The organism is Candidatus Accumulibacter phosphatis (assembly GCF_000024165.1).
GTDB classification, from domain to species: Bacteria; Pseudomonadota; Gammaproteobacteria; order Burkholderiales; family Rhodocyclaceae; genus Accumulibacter; species Accumulibacter phosphatis.
Window position 1 is genome coordinate 909,341 of record NC_013194.1, and the last position, 15,929, is coordinate 925,269.

Sequence of the window (15,929 nt, forward strand, 5' to 3'; positions counted from 1 at the left end):
TTGACGCGCCGCTTCTCCAACCACTGCCTGAACAGACTTTCCGATGAACCAGAGCATTTGCGACAAACTTGAGCACCTGACGGGTCGTCTTGACGAACTCGACCGGATGCTGGCCAGCGGCGACGCGACTCGCGACATGGACGAGTACCGCAGGTTGTCGCGCGAGCACGCCGAGATCGCTCCAGTCGTCGCCCTTTACCAGATCTGGAGCCGGACACGCTCCGATCTGGCGGCTGCCCTCGATATGGTCGGTGATCCGGAAATGAGGGAACTGGCTGAAGCGGAAGTCGCAGCCAGCAAGGAACGCCTGCCGCAGATCGAGAAAGATCTGCAGAAGCTGCTGTTGCCCAGGGATGCGAAAGACGAGCGCAACGTCTTTCTCGAGATTCGCGCGGGTACCGGCGGTGACGAATCGGCGCTCTTTGCCGGCAATCTGTTTCGCATGTACACGCGTTACGCGGAGCGTCGGCGCTGGCAGGTCGAAGTCATCTCGGCCAGTGCCTCGGACCTTGGCGGCTACCGGGAGATCATTGCCCGCATCATCGGCAGCGATGTCTACGCACGCTTGAAGTTCGAGTCCGGTGCTCATCGCGTGCAGCGCGTTCCTGATACCGAGGCACAAGGCCGGATTCACACGTCGGCCTGTACGGTAGCGGTGATGCCGGAGGCGGACGCGCTCGAGGAGGTTCAGGTCAACCCGGCCGATATTCGCATTGACACCTATCGTGCCTCGGGAGCTGGCGGGCAGCACATCAACAAGACCGATTCGGCGGTGCGCATCACCCATCTGCCGACCGGCGTCGTCGTCGAATGCCAGGACGATCGTTCGCAGCACAAGAACAAGGCGCAGGCGATGTCCGTTCTGGTGGCGCGCATCCGGGACATGCAGGAGCGTGAGCAGGACGCCAGCATAGCTTCGGAACGCCGCAGTCTGGTCGGCAGCGGTGACCGTTCCGAGAGGATTCGGACCTACAACTTCCCGCAGGGGCGAGTCACCGATCACCGTATCAACCTCACCCTGTACAAGATCGACGCGATCATGGACGGCGACCTCGACGAACTTCTGGGCGCCCTGACCGCCGAGCATCAGGCCGATCAACTGGCGATGCTCGCCGAGAGTCCGTGAGCGGAACCGGCATCGGCGCCGCAGCCCGGCTCCGGCGTCGGGCTGCGTGACCCTGAATGCCGGACCATCCGATGACTGTGGGCGACGCCTGGCGCGCAGCCCGCCAGCGTATCGATCGGCTTGACGCACGTCTGCTGGTCGAGCACGTTGCTGCCTGTACGCATGCCGAGTTGATTAGCGAACCGATGCGACGGCTCCTTGCAGAGCAGGCCCAGGTTCTGGCGGACCTGGTAGAACGCCGCGCCGCCGGCGAACCTCTGGCTTACCTTCTGGGCTCTGCCGGGTTTTACGGTATCGAGTTTCAGATCACCCCTGCCGTGCTCATCCCGCGTCCGGAAACGGAACTCCTTGTCACGCTTGCGGTCAAGTGTGTGGAGTCGCTGGCGGAGCCGCGCATCGTCGATCTCGGAACGGGCTCGGGGGTGGTCGCGGTGACGGTTGGGTGCCTGTGTCCGGCGGCGCGGATCACCGCGGTGGATTTGTCCCCGTCGGCGCTTGACTTGGCGCGCATCAATGCCGGACGTCACGGGGTTGAGGCGACTTTCCTTGTCGGCGACTGGTACACGCCTTTGGGAGATTGCGGTTTCGACCTGATCGTTGCCAATCCGCCGTATGTTGCGAACGATGACGAGCATCTGCAGCGGGACGGCCTGCCGTTCGAGCCGCGGATGGCACTGACCGACGGGGTGCCCGGCGGGGATGGCTTGGCTTGTATTCGCCGGATCACCGATGGCGCGCGGCGCCACCTACTGCCGGGCGGCTGGTTGCTGATCGAGCATGGCTATGATCAGGCAGCGGCGGTACGTAACGAGTTGCACAAAGCCGGGCTGTCGGACGTCGCTTCTTGGCAGGACCTGGCCAGGATAGAGCGAGTCAGTGGCGGCCGCCTGCGTTGACGGCGAGTGTCGGCAGCCGCTACACTCATTCATGACAATTTTTCTCAACTATTGGTAGAACGAGGGTTTCGCGATGGATGCACAGCAACTGATCAAGGAGCAGGTAACAGGCAACCCGGTCGTCCTTTACATGAAGGGAACGCCGGAATTCCCGCAATGCGGCTTCTCCGCGGTGACGGTGCAGATTCTCAAGGCCTGCGGGGTCTCCCGTTTCCTGAGTGTCAACGTGCTCGAGAATCCCGAGATTCGCAGCGGCATCAAGGAGTATGCTAACTGGCCGACGATCCCGCAGCTCTACGTGCGCGGCGAGTTCATCGGCGGTTGCGACATCATGCGCGAGATGTACGAGGAAGGCGAACTCCAGAAACTGCTCGAAGGTCTGGTCGAGTCGGTTTGACGCGTTGCGCGCGCGCTGGCTCGACCGGAAGCGTGCGAACGCGTTGCGGGGCGACCGAACTGCGGGTTTCCTGAGCAGGGCTGTCTGAGGCGCCGCAAGCTGGTTCTTGGGTCGCAGCCTTGCTCAGGCGTTGGCCAGCGTCGCCTTGGCGGTGAATTCTTCATAGGCGCGGACCGCTTCAGCAGCATACATCAGTGACGGGCCGCCGCCCATGTAAGTGCATACCGCCAGCGTTTCCATCAACTGGGCGCGGCTGACACCGAGACGAATCAGGGCCTTGACATGGAAGCCCACGCAGGCGTCGCAACGACTGGAGACGCCGATCGCCAACGCGATCAGTTCCTTGTCGAGCGCCGACAGCACGCCCGGGGCGAGTGCCGCCTTGGCCAGCGCGTTGAACCCCTGCAAGGTTTCGGGCATGTCCTGTCGAAAGGTGCCGAGGGCCTTGGAAACATCGTGCGTGATGGTGGTGAAGGACTTGCTCATGGCGGCTACTCTCCAATAATCAGAAAACTCTAATATACATTGGAGGGCTTTCCTCGGCAATCTCTCTTCCAACGACCGAGGGCGGGCTGTCGGTGGGCACAAGCCCGCTTTGATGAAGGAGAGGCGAATGAATGATCAACGGGCAGTCGGGTGGACATACCTGGCGGTTTCGGTCGGCGCGTTGGTGCTGTCGGCTTGTGCGGGCTACAGTGGCTACGGGCTGAAGCCGGGCGTGGCGACCTTGCCCGAGGTGATTGCGACGATGGGCAAGCCGGCCTTGAGCTGGAAGGATCCCGATGGCAGCGAACAACTGGCCTATCCGCGTGGGCCGGCAGGTCCACAGACGTTCATGGTTTTCATGGCGCCCGATGGACGCCTGCAACGGATAGAGCAAGTACTGAACATGGAGCATTTCGCGCGTATCCAGCCCGGTAGCGACAAGGAATCCGTGTTGCGTCTGATCGGTCCGTCGGAGCCGCAATGGACGCAGTACTTCAAGGTGCGCGACGAACTCGTTTGGGAGTGGCAGTTCTGCGACAGCTGGAATCAGCTTGCGCGCTTCGATGTACTGTTCGACGGCACCACCGGCATTGTCCGCACCGCCTATCAGCGACAGGCCTTGATGGGCTTCGACGGCGTCGCGCCGTTCTGCGGGCACTAGCGACGCGCGAGGTGCGGGCGCGGGCGGCTGGACGCCCCTCAGAAGCTGACCAGGCGCAGGTTGGCTGAGGTCAGGCGCTCGCTGAGGACGGCGACGAAGGCCTGGTAGAAGTGAAACCGGCAAGCCTCGGACGACCTCTTCAGGGCGCTGCCGGTTATCCTGACCAGCTTGGCTCTGGTCAGGGTGACAATGTCGGCGCCGCGTTTCGATTCCTTCTTCCCGATCACCGCCATCTCGCCAAAACAGTCACCGGTGGCCAGGAGGTTGAGGACCATGCCGTTCTTCAGCACTTTCAGTTCGCCATCCGCAAGAAAGTAGAAGAAATCGCCCACGTCGCCGTCGCGAATGAGCACCGTGCCTGGAGGAACCCATTTCCACTCGGAGAAACGGACGACCTCCCAGATCTCGACATCGGAGAATTCGGCAAAAAAGGCAAACGAGCGCAGCGTGTCGAACTTCTCGAGGTCGGGCATGCGATCGGCCGGCACCCGCAGTTGCCGGTCACGAAAGGCCTGTGCCAGATCGTGTGCGAATTCCGGCCAGTCGCGGTAGCGGTGCTGCAGTCTCTTGCTCATCGCGCGCGCGACGATTGTGTCGAGCACTTCCGGAATTTCGCTGCGCAGTGACGACGGGCGGCGCGGCTCGTTGTTGATGATCTGATAAATCATTTCGTAACTGTTGCGCGCCTGAAACGGCAGTTGCCCGGTCAACAACTGATACATGACGACGCCGAGCGAGTAGATGTCCGTCTGGTGATCTAGCGTCTGTTCCTTCACCTGTTGCGGCGACATGTAGGCCGGTGAGCCGATGCCGAGAACCAGCGTCCGGTCAGGCGAGCCGATGATCGCCGCACCGAAGTCCGAGATCTTGATATCACCGGTGTTCGGATCGGTGCTGGCGAACAGGATGTTGGCGGGTTTGATGTCGCGGTGGATGATGCCGGCCCGGAAAGCAAACTCGAGCGCCCGCGTGCACTTGAAGACGATCTCGACGATGCGCTCGATCGGCAGCAGGCTATCGGGCGTACACACCCTCTCCAGGGTGCCACCGGCGACGTACTCCATGACGATGTAGCAGACCTGGGAGTCGACCACCGCATCGTAGGTCTGAACGATATGGGGGTGCAAGAGTTTGCCGACCAGCGCTGCCTCGTTGAGGAAGAGGTGGGTGTATAGCCGGCCGCGCCTGGCATCCTTGAGAATCCCCGGGGCCGCCACCTTGACCGCCACCTCGCGCTGGGTGAACGGGTCGACGGCCAGGTAAACCGTGGACGTTGCGCCCCGACCGATCTCGCGGACAAGTTCGTATTTCCCGACCTTCTCCATGCAATGAGCGTCGCGCCGTGGCTCGGTGCTACTTGCGGCGAGCGCGGGCAATAGCGGCCAGGACCTGTTCCGGCGCGGTGCCGCCAATGTGATTGCGGGCCGCCAGCGACCCGTCAACCGTCAGCGCCTTGAAGACGTCCTCGTCGATCAGTGCCGAGAACTGCCGGAGATCGGCGAGCGCGAGTTCGGACAGGTCGACGCCGAGTGCTTCCGCGTGGCGGACCGCCAGGCCAACCACGGCGTGGGCGTCACGGAAGGGCAGTCCCCGGTGCGCCAGGTAGTCGGCCAGGTCGGTGGCGGTGGCATATCCCTGGCGCAAGGCGTCGCGCATGTTTTCCGGACGCGTGCTGATGCCGGCGATCATCTCGGCAAAAATGCGCAGTGTGTCGGTTACCGTGTCCACTGCGTCGAACAGCGGCTCCTTGTCTTCCTGGTTGTCCTTGTTGTAGGCCAGTGGCTGTCCTTTCATCAGGGTCAGCAAGGCCATCAGGTGTCCGTAGACACGGCCGGTCTTGCCGCGGGCCAACTCCGGTACGTCCGGATTCCGCTTCTGGGGCATGATCGAACTGCCGGTGCAGAAGCGGTCGGCAATCGTGATGAAGCCGAAGCGCGGGTTCATCCACAAGACGAGTTCTTCCGACAGGCGCGAGAGATGCATCATCACCAGGGCACTGGCGCCACAGAACTCGATTGCAAAGTCGCGGTCCGCAACGGCATCGAGCGAGTTCTCGCAAACGCCGTCGAAGCCCAGCAATTCGGCAACCAGATGGCGGTCAATGGGATAGCTCGTGCCGGCCAGCGCCGCTGCACCGAGCGGCAGGCGGTTGGTGCGGCGGCGACAGTCGACAAAGCGCTCGGCATCACGTCGCGTCATCTCGAAATAGGCGAGCAGGTGATGGCCGAAGGTCACCGGCTGGGCGACCTGGAGATGGGTGAAGCCGGGTAAGGGGGTGGCAGCCTCGGCTTCGGCGAGATCAAGTAGCCGCGACTGGAACTGCTTGAGCAGGCTGAGGATGTCATCGATAGCGTCGCGCAGATACAGGCGGATGTCGGTTGCCACCTGGTCGTTGCGCGAACGGCCGGTATGCAGGCGCTTGCCGGCATCGCCGACGAGCGTTGTCAGGCGTTTCTCGATGTTCAGATGTACGTCCTCGAGATCCAGCGACCAGACAAACGTGCCTGTCTCGATCTCCTCGGCGATCTGCGCCATGCCGCGTTCAATGTCGGCGAGGTCGGCCGCGCTGATGATTTCCTGCCTGGCCAGCATCGTCGCGTGCGCCAGCGATGCGCGTATGTCGTGGCGCCACAGGCGGCGGTCAAAAGCCACCGAGGCGGTATAGCGCTTGACGACTTCCGACATGGGCTCGGAAAAGCGACCGGCCCAGGTGTACTGGGGAGAATCCGATGGGTTCATGGGGGGAGGGTTCCTGGGCAAGGATCAGGCGCGGCCCTGGGCAGGCGCCGCGCCGAGTGGGCTGGAGTATAAGGCAAAATGCGGCCGGCCGATCCTTGACTCTCGCTTCTTGACACTCATCAAGGCGTGCGGCAAGGGGTTTCCTATAATCGCGTCTTCCCTTCGACGAGGTGGTCATGCGGCAACTCGGACGTTCCAGCACGCTGGCTTGTCTACTCTTGGCAACATCCGCCGTTCTGCCGGCGCGGGCGCTCGACAGCGAGCTCGACAGCGACAAGGCCAGGGAGATCTATGGCCCCTGCGCGGCCTGCCATGGCGAGTTCGGTGCCGGTGGCAAGAAGGGGGAATACCCGCGCATTGCCGGCCAGTCGGCGAAGTACCTGGAGCAGCAGTTGAAAGCCTTCCAGAATCAGGTTCGCGTCAATTTGCCGATGTATCCGTACACGAAGGAGCGCGAGCTGCCGGACGAGGACATGAAGCTGGTTTCCGCCTACCTTGCGCAGATCGTTCTGCCGACCCGTCAGCCCGTTTTCAAGGACAGTGATGACGCGCTGACGCGGCTGCTGGCGATGGAGAAAGTCATGATCGTGCCGCGGGCCGAGGGTGATGTCGACAATGGACGGGCGGTCTACCAGAAGAATTGCGCGGCTTGCCATGGCAAGGCCGGCAAGGGGCGTGGCATGTTTCCGATGCTCGTCGGCCAGTACACCAGCTATCTGAAGAAACAGATCGATGCCTATCTGCGGGCCGATCGTCCGCACGACGAGGAAGGCGCCAGGGACGGGGTGCTGTACACGCTGAAAGGCGGTGACATCCAGGATGCCCTCGCCTACCTGACGGCGATTCAGGAAGCCGAGTAGGGCCCAGCGACGCTGCCCTAGCGGCCAGCCGCTCGCCCGGACGAAGCCGTTCTGCCATTCGTGAGGCCTGGTCCGCCACCGCGTGCGCGGCAGCGCGCGGAGAAAGGTGCGCTCGTGGAAGACCTCGAAGCCGCTGCCCGGATCAGAAGCGAAGACGTCGGCGCACAATAGCTTGCCACACACCAGAGGGCGCCCCGTGTTTCCCGGGAGGCTCAAGCAGGCATGTTAGAATTGCCGCCTTGATGTTGGCGTCAGTGGCGCCGATGCTGCCCGCGTGTGCCGGCGGCATGGCGAGCCCGTCAGTACGGTTACCGGGATCCTGCCTTGAACTCTGCAAACCAAGCCCCGCCGCGCCTGGTCATCGCCTCGCGTGAATCGCGTCTTGCCATGTGGCAGGCTCAGCACGTCAGCGGTCGCCTTACGGAGTTGTACCCACAGACGGCCGTCGACATCCTCGGCATGACGACGCGGGGCGATCAGATCCTCGATCGTCCGCTTGCTGCGATCGGCGGCAAAGGCTTGTTCATCAAGGAACTCGAGGTGGCCATGCAACAGGGCCGCGCTGATCTCGCGGTGCATTCGATGAAGGACCTGCCGATGGAGATGCCCGAGGGTTTTGCCTTGGCCGCCATCTCCGTGCGTGAGAATCCGTGCGATGCTTTCGTCTCGAACCGGTTTGGCGGGCTCGCCGAACTGCCGGCCAATGCCGTGGTCGGTACGTCCAGCCTGCGGCGCGAAGCCATGCTGCGCGCGGGCTATCCGCAACTCGAGATCAGGAGCTTGCGCGGCAATCTCGATACGCGTCTGCGGAAGCTCGATGCCGGAGACTACGATGCGATCATCCTCGCCGCCGCCGGTCTGATCCGGCTGGGGCTGACCGACAGGATCAAGGCCGTGCTGACGCCCGAGCAGTCCCTGCCGGCACCCGGGCAAGGTGTGCTGGGTATCGAGGTCCTCTCGGCGCGCGTCGACCTGTTGACTCTGGTGGCACCCCTCAACGATGTCGCCACAGCTCACTGCGTGCGTGCCGAGCGTGCTTTCTCGCGTGCTCTCGGCGGCAGCTGCCAGATTCCTCTGGCCGCGCATGCCGTACTCGACAGCGGTGCCTTGTGGCTGCGCGGCTGGATTGCGACGCCGGACGGCCGCCACAGCCTGAGTGGCGAACTGCGCGGACTGCCGGAAGACGACGAGTCGATCGGTTGCCGGCTCGCTCAGGCGCTCCATGAACGCGGTGCCGATGCGATTCTTCGGGAACTGGCAACTGGCCAATGAGCGAGTTGCTGCGCGGCAAGAGAATTGCGGTGACCCGTCCGCGGGCACAAGCGGCGAGGCTGGCCGCCTGGATTACCGAACAGGGGGGCGAGCCGGTACTCTGTCCCCTGCTGGAGATTGCTCCGGCCGAGGAGCAGGCACCATTGCAGGCGGCGATTGCGCAGCTCGACGTCTACTCACTGGCCGTTTTCATCAGTCCGAACGCAGTGGCTTTCAGCGTGCCGGTGATACTCGCCGGCCGTCGATGGCCAGAGGCTCTGCAGGCGGTCGCCATCGGTCAGAGTACCGTCGATCTGCTTGCCGCTCATGGCATCGAGAATACGCTCGCTCCGCGCGAGCGTTTCGATTCCGAAGCCGTGCTCGAACTTCCGGAATTGCAGGCGCAGCGCGTGGCAGGCAAGCGGGCGCTGCTCTTGCGCGGCAACGGTGGGCGCGAACTGCTGGCCGATACGCTGCGTGCGCGAGGTGCCGACGTGGATCTCGTCTCCTGTTACCGGCGTTCGGCGCCAGCCGACGCGGGGCCGCTGCAGGCGCTGTTGCACGCCGACGAGCTTGATGCGCTGACGGTTTCATCAAGCGAGGGGCTGCGCAATCTGGTCGATTTGCTGGATGGCCCGGCGCGCGCACGCCTGCGTCAGACGCCGCTGTTCGTACCCCATCAACGAATCGCCGAGGTGGCAGCAGGGCTCGGCCTGCAGGGTGTGATCCTCACCGGGCCAGCCGACGCCGGGATCCTTGCAGCCTTGATCGCGTATCGTTGGCGGCAACCATGAAGGAAAACCGCGGGCCGGCTACGGTTGGCGCAACCCCTGGCTACTGCTCGCAATGCTCGCCCTCGGGCTGGCCGGCTGGCAGTGGCTGGAGACGCGAGCCAAGCTTGCCGATACCTAGCAGGAGTGGGCTCGTCGTCTGGCCGAAAGCGACTCTGCGAACGCCGAAAGCCGTGCTTTGGCCAGGCAGGCGCAGGAATAATTGGCCGTTGTTCAGGGCAGACTCGGTGCCTTCGCGGCGATACTCGCCGAATCGCAGAGTCAGCGGGCGATGATCGAGCAGTTGTACCAGGATCTGGCACGCCACCGGGATGCCGAGATCAGTATTGAGCTCCCGACTCTCAACGAGAGCCTGGCGGCGATCGGGACCTTCAGGCTGGGCAGGGACGGCAGGTGACAAAGCTGTCGTGGCTGCTGGCGCTGTTTGCGCTGGCGGTCGGTATCGCTCTGGCGGCACGCTTCAACGAGGGTTATCTGCTTCGTGTCCTGCTGCCGTATCGCGCCGAGGTGTCGCTCAATCTGGCGATTTTCCTCGTCGTCAGCATCTTCGTAGTGGTGTACGGTTTGCTGCGCGCGATCGGGCTGGCTCTCGCGTTGCCGAATCGCGTGCAGGCGTTTCGTGAACGTCGTCGGCGGGTGAAGGCGGCGATTGCCTTCGACGACGCCGTGCGCCTGCTTTTCGAAGGGCGTTTCGGGCGGGCTCTGAAGAAGGCCGGCGAAGCGCATGCTGCCGCTCACTCGCCCGGCCTGGCGGCGCTGCTGGCTGCCCGCGCAGCACCGCTGTTGCGCGAACCGGATACGGAGAAGGCCTGGCTCGAGCGGGTCAGGCGAGACGATCCGCGGCTGGAGTCGGCCCAATGGATGCTCGAAGCCGAGATGTTCCTCGACACTGGTGACTTCGAGGCCGCGCTGATCACCCTTCAAGGTCTGCAGCGTCTCACCGGGCGGCACATTGCGGCGTTGCGGCTGGAACTGCGGGCGCAGGAGGGATGCGCCAACTGGCCGCTCGCTGGGATTCGGAGCTGGTGCAGCTTTGTGGTCAGATGGGGGGCGATGATCCGACCGCTGCTAACGCACGGGCCGAGAAATGGCTGCCCGAGCATCCTGGGGACGCACAATTGTTGCTGGCACCGGGCCGTCTCTGTCGGTCGCAGCGGCTGTGGGGAAAGGCCGAGAACTATCTTGAGGCCTCCCTCGCGCTGGCCGATCAGCACCCGGTTCGGCTCGAACTGGCGCGTCTTTTCGAGCAGACCGACCGTTCGGATGAAGCCGTTCGGCACTACCGGGCAGCGGCCGAACAACTCGCCTGAGCCACCGGTCGTCGCCGTCCTGTCTCGCCGGGCTCACGCCCAGTCGCGTGGCGGCAGCAACTCGTAGAGTGCAGCTTCGGGCGTGCCGGCTTCGGGCTGCCAGTCGTATCGCCACTTCACGACCGGCGGCAGCGACATCAGGATCGACTCGGTTCGCCCGCCCGACTGCAGGCCGAAAAGCGTGCCGCGATCCCAGACGAGATTGAACTCCACGTAGCGGCCGCGCCGGTAAGCCTGGAAATCGCGTTCGCGTTCGCCGTACGGCAGCCGCTTTCGCTTCTCGACGATCGGCAGATAGGCTGCCGCAAACGCGTCACCGACGGCCCGCGTCAGGCCGAAGCAGCGTTCGAAGCCACCCTCGTTCAGGTCGTCGAAGAAAACGCCGCCGACGCCGCGCGGCTCATTGCGATGTTTGAGGAAGAAGTACTCGTCGCACCACTTCTTGTAGCGCGCGTAGGTGTCGCCGCCGAAGGGCAACAGCGCCTGCCTGCAGGTGGCGTGGAAATGACGGACATCTTCGACGAAGGGGTAGTAGGGAGTCAGATCCATGCCGCCACCAAACCACCAGGCGGGTTCGTGGTCAGTCTTCGTCGCCACCAGGGCGCGAACGTTCATGTGCGCCGTCGGGCAGTACGGGTTTTCCGGGTGCAGCACCAGCGAAACGCCCATCGCTTCGAAGGCGCAACCGGCCAGTTCGGGGCGTTTGGCGGTTGCCGAGGCCGGTAGGGCGGCGCCGAGGACGTGCGAGAAGGCGACGCCGCCGCGCTCGAAGACGCGACCACCCTCGATGACGCAGGTGCAGCCGCGGCCGGCCAGCGCCTGGTCGGCTTCCTTGCTCCACGGGTCGACGCGAAACCTGCCACCGTCCGCACCCTCGACGGTCTCGGCGGCCGCGACGAGGCGCGTCTGCAAACCGGTAAAGTAGTCGCGGAGTGGCGCCGGGTCGATCATCTTCGCCACGACTGCACGCGAATGGCGTGGCAAGACGTGCCGCGGCGGCAACCCGCACGCCTGGCTTGTCCTGCCCTCATCGGCTGAGAGCCCGATGGCCGATGTCGTGGCGATACTGCATGCCGTCGAAATGGATGCCGACGATCGTGTCGTAGGCGAGCTTCTGGGCCTGCTTGATGTTGTCGCCAAGCGTCGTGACGCACAGCACGCGGCCACCGGAGGTAAGGACCAGGCCATCCGTGTCGGTCGTGCCGGCATGGAAGACATGGCTGTCGTCGCTACCTTTCGGCAGGCCGGTGATTCTGTCGCCCGTGCGCGGCTTGCCGGGGTAGTTGGCCGCGGCGAGGACGACGCCCAGCGCCACTCGGCGATCCCAGCTTGCTTCCACCTCGTTGAGCCGGCCGGCGACGGCGTGCTCCAGCAGGGTCAGGAGATCGGACTTCAGGCGCATCATTATCGGCTGTGTTTCCGGGTCGCCGAGGCGGCAGTTGAACTCGACCGTCCTGACCGCCCCGTCCTTGCTGATCATCAGTCCGGCATAGAGAAAGCCGGTATAGGGGATCCCGTCGGCGGCCATGCCTCTGACCGTCGGCAGGATGATTTCGCGCATGGTTCTCGCATGTACCTCGGGGGTAACCACGGGTGCCGGCGAGTACGCTCCCATGCCGCCAGTGTTGGGCCCGGTATCGCCGTCGCCGATGCGCTTGTGATCCTGGCTCGAGGCGAGCGGGAGGACATTCTTGCCGTCGACCATGACGATGAAACTGGCTTCCTCGCCTTCGAGGTATTCCTCGATGACGACACGCGCGACGGTCGTTCCGCCCGGTCCGGCGACACATTTTTCCGGGAGCATGGTGTCAATGGCTGCATGCGCCTCTTTGAGGCTCATGGCCACGACCACCCCCTTGCCGGCGGCCAGGCCATCGGCCTTGATGACGATCGGTGCGCCATGCCGGTCAATGTAAGCGTGCGCCGAGGCTCGCTCGGCGAAGGTGGCAAAGCGTGCTGTCGGGATGTTGTGCCGGGCCATGAAGCGCTTGGCGAAGTCCTTTGAGCTTTCGAGTTGCGCGGCCTCCTTGGTTGGGCCGAAAATCCTGAGGCCGCGGGCGCGGAAGAGGTTGACGATGCCGTCGGCAAGGGGCGCCTCGGGTCCCACCACAGTCAGCAGCACGTGTTCCTGCTCGGCAAAGTCGGCAAGCGCGCGGGGATCGGTGATGTTGACGTTCTCGAGTTCACGTTCCCGGGCTGTGCCGGCGTTACCGGGTGCGACGAAGATTCTCTGCAGGCCTGGGGTTTTCGCGAGGCGCCAGGCAAGTGCGTGTTCGCGACCTCCGGAGCCAATCACCAGTAACTTCATTCTGCTTCCCTTACCACCAGATCATCGTTGGAGTGAGCGCCGCATTCCGCTACCGGCGGCACAATGCCCGGTATATCGGGCGCCGTCGCTCATTGACCGGATCAATGCCGAAAGTGTCGCGCACCCGTAAACACCATCGCCAGGCCGTGCTCGTCGGCGGCGCTGATGACCTCCTCGTCGCGCAGCGAGCCGCCGGGCTGAATGACGGCCTTGGCGCCTGCCGCGGCGACCACGTCCAGCCCGTCGCGGAAGGGGAAGAAGGCGTCGGAAGCGACGCAGGAGCCCGTCAGGTCGAGGCCGGCGCTCTGGGCTTTGCTGGCGGCAATGCGGGTGGAGTCCACACGGCTCATCTGGCCGGCGCCGACGCCGAGAGTCATGCCGCGGCCGCAGAAAACGATGGCATTGGACTTGACGAACTTGGCGACACGATAGGCGAAGAGCAGGTCGGCCACCTGCTCTTGGCTCGGCGCCACTTTGCTCACCACCCTGAGGTCGGCAGCCTGAACGTTGAAGCGGTCGGGTGTCTGCACCAGCAGTCCGCCACCGACGCGCTTCATTTCGAAAGCGTGATGTATCCTGGCCAGCGGCAGTTCAAGGACGCGCAGGTTCTGCTTGACCGCCAGCATTTCCCGGGCCGCGTCGGTGAAAGCGGGAGCCAGCAAGACTTCGACGAAATGCTTGCGGGTATTCATCGCCGCGACGACATCGCCATCGACCGTACCATTGAACGCGATGATGCCGCCAAAGGCTGATGTCGAGTCGGTCTGGAAGGCTTTTTCATAAGCCGAGAGCAGATTGATGTCGATTGCCACGCCGCAAGGATTGGCGTGCTTGATGATGACGCAGGCCGGCGTGGCGAAGGTCTTCACGCATTCCCAGGCGGCGTCGGCGTCGGCGATGTTGTTGTAGGAGAGTTCCTTGCCCTGTAGCTGCCGGTAGTGGGCGATCGAACCCGTGGTTGGCACGGGGTCGCGATAGAAGGCTGCCTGCTGGTGCGGATTCTCGCCGTAGCGGAGCGCCTCGACGCGATCGAAGGCCAGTTGCAGGTGTTCGGGGAACGGCTGCGGCTGGCTGGCTTCGTCGAGTGCAGTGAGCCAGTTGGCGATTGCCGAGTCGTAGCGCGCGGTGTGCACAAACGCCTTCTTGGCGAGTGCGAAGCGCGTGTTCAGACTCAGGGTACCAGCGTTGGTGGCCATTTCCGCGAGCAGTGCAGGGTAGTCGGCAGGATCGGTCACGACGGCCACACCGGCATAGTTCTTCGCCGACGAACGGACCATCGCCGGACCACCGATGTCGATGTTCTCGATCGCCTCGGCCAGTGTGACGTCGGCCTTGGCAACGGTTTCGCGAAAGGGGTAGAGATTGACGCACACCAGATCGATCGTCGGGATGCCGTGGGCGGCGATCGTCGCCAGGTGTTCGGGCAGATCGCGGCGCGCCAGGATACCGGCGTGCACCTTCGGGTGCAGGGTCTTGACGCGGCCGTCAAGCATTTCCGGGAAACCCGTGTAGTCACCGACTTCGGTAACCGGCAGGCCGCCGTCGCGCAACAACTTGGCGGTGCCGCCAGTGGACAGCAGCGTGACTCCGTGGGCGACGAGGCCGCGTGCGAATTCGAGGGCACCACTCTTGTCGGAGAGGCTTAACAGGGCTTGACGGATTTTCATGGCAGGCAGGCGAGTGGGTGGCGGGGGTTGTGGCAGTGAGTGGGTTCAGGCAATGAGTTTGTGATCGATCAGTTTCTTGCGCAGCGTGTTGCGATTGATGCCGAGGATCTCGGCGGCAAGCGTCTGGTTGCCACGTGCCTGCTTGAGGACGACCTCGAGCATGGGGCGCTCGACCATCTTGATCACCATTTCATAAACGGCTGCCGGCTTTTCGCCGTCGAGCGTCTCGAAGTAGCTTTCGAGCGCCTTGCCGACGCAAACCGCGACATGTTCGTCGTTATTCTGTTTCATGCGGCGAGTTCCTCAAAGCTGTCATCGCCAGATGCCGCCGCTTCGGCAGCGGCGGCCAGGTAAGGGAGGTGCTCGTGGTCTTCGGCGAGCGCGCTGAAGAAATCATCGACCGCCTGCCGCTGCAGGTCGACGGTGGGCAATTTGTTCATCATGTGGCGGAAAGCGGCCGACCCGAGCAAGCCCTTGGTGTACCAGGAAATATGCTTGCGCGCGACGCGCACTCCCGTCTCGATCCCGTAGAAGACGTACAGATCTTCAAGGTGTCCGAGCAGAATCTCGCGGATTTCGCCGACCCGCGGCGGCATCAGATGGGTACCGCTTTCCAGGAAGTGCTCGATCTCACGGAACAGCCAGGGACGCCCCTGCGCGGCGCGACCGATCATCACCGCGTCCGCACCGGTGAGGTCGAGCACGAATTGGGCCTTTTCCGGCGAGCCGATATCGCCGTTGGCGATGACCGGAATGCGGGCGACGGCCTTGACCTCGCGAATCGTTTCATACTCAGCAGCGCCGCTGTAGCCGCACGCGCGCGTGCGGCCATGCATCGCCAGGGCCCGGATTCCCGACTGCTCGGCGATCTGCAGGATGCGCAACGCATTGCGATTGGTCTTGTCCCAACCCGTCCGGATCTTCAGCGTCACCGGCGTGTCGGGTACGGCCGTGACCACCGCTTCGAGGATTCGGGCAACCAGCGACTCGTCCCGGAGCAGGGCGGAACCGGCCATCACGTTGCAGATCTTCTTCGCCGGGCAGCCCATGTTGATGTCAATGATCTGCGCCCCGCGGTCGACGTTGTAGCGTGCGGCATCCGCCATCATCGCCGGGCTGGCGCCGGCGATCTGTACCGAGACCGGGGCCACCTCGCCATCATGCCTGGCTCGGCGCTGCGTCTTCGCGCTGCCATAGAGCAGCGAGTTCGACGTCACCATCTCGGAAACCGCCAGGCCGGCGCCCATCTTCTTGCACAGTTGCCGGAAAGGACGATCGGTCACACCCGCCATTGGTGCGACAAACAGGTTGTTGCGAAGCGAGAAACCGAGAAATTCCATGGCGTGCGGTGCCGGAGGGTGCAAGGCAAGAGGCGGATTCTACCGCGATTGGTACGCGAAAAACAGCCAGTACCGACCTGCCGGCAGTGCCCCGCCT

At 63.8% G+C, this 15,929-nt stretch carries 17 protein-coding genes; 9 read left to right on the top strand and 8 right to left on the bottom strand.

Annotated features, from left to right (window positions below):
* The first annotated feature begins 43 nt into the window (after nt 1–43).
* The 3 genes from prfA to grxD all read left to right on the top strand — a co-directional run bounded on the left by prfA (nt 44) and on the right by grxD (nt 2,419).
* Complete coding sequence (gene prfA, locus CAP2UW1_RS03930; RefSeq protein ID WP_015765376.1) at nt 44–1,126, top strand: peptide chain release factor 1; 1,083 nt, start codon at nt 44–46, stop codon at nt 1,124–1,126.
* 71 nt (nt 1,127–1,197) lie between these two features.
* Nucleotides 1,198–2,022 (top strand): peptide chain release factor N(5)-glutamine methyltransferase, encoded by an 825-nt coding sequence (prmC, locus tag CAP2UW1_RS03935; protein WP_015765377.1) that lies wholly within the window; start codon nt 1,198–1,200, stop codon nt 2,020–2,022.
* Between the two features lie 73 nt (nt 2,023–2,095).
* Nucleotides 2,096–2,419: a Grx4 family monothiol glutaredoxin gene (grxD, locus tag CAP2UW1_RS03940; RefSeq protein WP_015765378.1), complete on the top strand. Its 324-nt coding sequence runs from the start codon at nt 2,096–2,098 to the stop codon at nt 2,417–2,419.
* Between the two features lie 123 nt (nt 2,420–2,542).
* On the opposite strand, the gene CAP2UW1_RS03945 is transcribed toward grxD, so the two are convergent.
* Nucleotides 2,543–2,905 carry a carboxymuconolactone decarboxylase family protein gene (locus tag CAP2UW1_RS03945; protein ID WP_015765379.1) on the bottom strand — a complete coding sequence of 121 codons (363 nt, stop codon included), beginning with the start codon at nt 2,903–2,905 and terminating at the stop codon, nt 2,543–2,545.
* Nucleotides 2,906–3,032: 127 nt separating this feature from the next.
* On the opposite strand from CAP2UW1_RS03945, the gene CAP2UW1_RS03950 reads away from it, so the two are divergent.
* On the top strand, nt 3,033–3,566 hold the full coding sequence (locus tag CAP2UW1_RS03950) for a hypothetical protein (RefSeq protein WP_015765380.1): 534 nt from the start codon (nt 3,033–3,035) through the stop codon (nt 3,564–3,566).
* A gap of 38 nt (nt 3,567–3,604) precedes the next feature.
* Here the strand turns inward: CAP2UW1_RS03950 and CAP2UW1_RS03955 are convergent, their stop codons facing one another.
* Both CAP2UW1_RS03955 and argH read right to left on the bottom strand, forming a co-directional pair.
* On the bottom strand, nt 3,605–4,891 hold the full coding sequence (locus CAP2UW1_RS03955) for a serine/threonine-protein kinase (protein WP_015765381.1): 1,287 nt from the start codon (nt 4,889–4,891) through the stop codon (nt 3,605–3,607).
* Nucleotides 4,892–4,919: 28 nt separating this feature from the next.
* A complete protein-coding gene (argH, locus tag CAP2UW1_RS03960; RefSeq protein ID WP_015765382.1) occupies nt 4,920–6,305 on the bottom strand; it encodes an argininosuccinate lyase in 1,386 nt (461 codons plus the stop codon).
* A 176-nt stretch (nt 6,306–6,481) separates the two neighbouring features.
* On the opposite strand from argH, the gene CAP2UW1_RS03965 reads away from it, so the two are divergent.
* The 5 genes from CAP2UW1_RS03965 (at nt 6,482) to CAP2UW1_RS03985 (ending at nt 10,584) form a co-directional block, all read left to right on the top strand.
* On the top strand, nt 6,482–7,165 hold the full coding sequence (locus CAP2UW1_RS03965; RefSeq protein ID WP_015765383.1) for a c-type cytochrome: 684 nt from the start codon (nt 6,482–6,484) through the stop codon (nt 7,163–7,165).
* 324 nt (nt 7,166–7,489) lie between these two features.
* Nucleotides 7,490–8,437, top strand: coding sequence for a hydroxymethylbilane synthase (gene hemC, locus CAP2UW1_RS03970; RefSeq protein ID WP_015765384.1), 948 nt, complete (start codon nt 7,490–7,492; stop codon nt 8,435–8,437).
* Complete coding sequence (locus CAP2UW1_RS03975; RefSeq protein WP_015765385.1) at nt 8,434–9,210, top strand: uroporphyrinogen-III synthase; 777 nt, start codon at nt 8,434–8,436, stop codon at nt 9,208–9,210. Before hemC ends, CAP2UW1_RS03975 begins: the two co-directional genes overlap by 4 nt.
* A 199-nt stretch (nt 9,211–9,409) precedes the next feature.
* Complete coding sequence (locus CAP2UW1_RS03980; RefSeq protein ID WP_015765386.1) at nt 9,410–9,604, top strand: hypothetical protein; 195 nt, start codon at nt 9,410–9,412, stop codon at nt 9,602–9,604.
* Entirely contained in the window at nt 9,601–10,584 is a 984-nt protein-coding gene (locus CAP2UW1_RS03985) for a heme biosynthesis HemY N-terminal domain-containing protein (RefSeq protein WP_015765387.1), read from the top strand. Before CAP2UW1_RS03980 ends, CAP2UW1_RS03985 begins: the two co-directional genes overlap by 4 nt.
* Here the strand turns inward: CAP2UW1_RS03985 and hemF are convergent.
* The 5 genes from hemF to dusB all read right to left on the bottom strand — a co-directional run bounded on the left by hemF (nt 10,551) and on the right by dusB (nt 15,832).
* Nucleotides 10,551–11,468 (bottom strand): oxygen-dependent coproporphyrinogen oxidase, encoded by a 918-nt coding sequence (gene hemF / locus CAP2UW1_RS03990; RefSeq protein ID WP_015765388.1) that lies wholly within the window; start codon nt 11,466–11,468, stop codon nt 10,551–10,553. The two genes, CAP2UW1_RS03985 and hemF, sit on opposite strands and share 34 nt — an antisense overlap.
* Before the next feature lie 76 nt (nt 11,469–11,544).
* Nucleotides 11,545–12,825 (bottom strand): phosphoribosylamine--glycine ligase, encoded by a 1,281-nt coding sequence (gene purD, locus CAP2UW1_RS03995; RefSeq protein WP_015765389.1) that lies wholly within the window; start codon nt 12,823–12,825, stop codon nt 11,545–11,547.
* A 101-nt stretch (nt 12,826–12,926) separates the two neighbouring features.
* Nucleotides 12,927–14,492: a bifunctional phosphoribosylaminoimidazolecarboxamide formyltransferase/IMP cyclohydrolase gene (gene purH, locus CAP2UW1_RS04000; protein ID WP_015765390.1), complete on the bottom strand. Its 1,566-nt coding sequence runs from the start codon at nt 14,490–14,492 to the stop codon at nt 12,927–12,929.
* 45 nt (nt 14,493–14,537) lie between these two features.
* Entirely contained in the window at nt 14,538–14,783 is a 246-nt protein-coding gene (locus CAP2UW1_RS04005) for a helix-turn-helix domain-containing protein (RefSeq protein ID WP_015765391.1), read from the bottom strand.
* A complete protein-coding gene (gene dusB, locus CAP2UW1_RS04010; protein ID WP_015765392.1) occupies nt 14,780–15,832 on the bottom strand; it encodes a tRNA dihydrouridine synthase DusB in 1,053 nt (350 codons plus the stop codon). The genes CAP2UW1_RS04005 and dusB overlap by 4 nt, the downstream gene beginning before the upstream one ends.
* Nucleotides 15,833–15,929: the final 97 nt, after the last annotated feature.